1 pseudogene is annotated in these 365 nt (G+C 64.4%); it reads right to left on the bottom strand.

Features of this window, described 5'->3' with window-relative positions:
* Window positions 1-365: pseudogene (locus tag EXE42_RS17270) on the bottom strand (carbohydrate ABC transporter permease); the annotation flags it as partial.

Raw genomic sequence — 365 nt, 5'->3', positions numbered from 1 at the left:
GAAGTTCCGGAGGAACATGACGACCCACCCCATCCCCCAGCCGATGTGGACCAGGATGAGCCCCATGTACGTGTCGAACAGGCCGGTCGTCCGCAGCGTGTTGTAGTTGCCCATCGCCACCAGCTCCGGCGGCGCCGCCATGACCACGATGAGCAGGAAGAACAGCCACTTCTTCAGCGGGAAGTCGAAGCGGGCGAACGGGTACGCCACCATCGTCCCGAGCAGCGTCACGGCGAGGACGGACGGGACCGTGACGATCGCGGTGTTCAGCATCGCCTGCCGCATCGGCCCGGACTGGAACGTCCACGCGCGGGCGTAGTTTTCGAAGGTGACGGTGAACGTCTCGAAGTTCCACCAGCCTTGGA

This window comes from Halorubrum sp. SP3, assembly GCF_005435195.1.
Lineage (GTDB): Archaea > Halobacteriota > Halobacteria > Halobacteriales > Haloferacaceae > Halorubrum > Halorubrum sodomense.
Note: the sequence above shows the minus strand (reverse complement) of the source record. Positions and strands in the feature narration are given on the sequence as shown.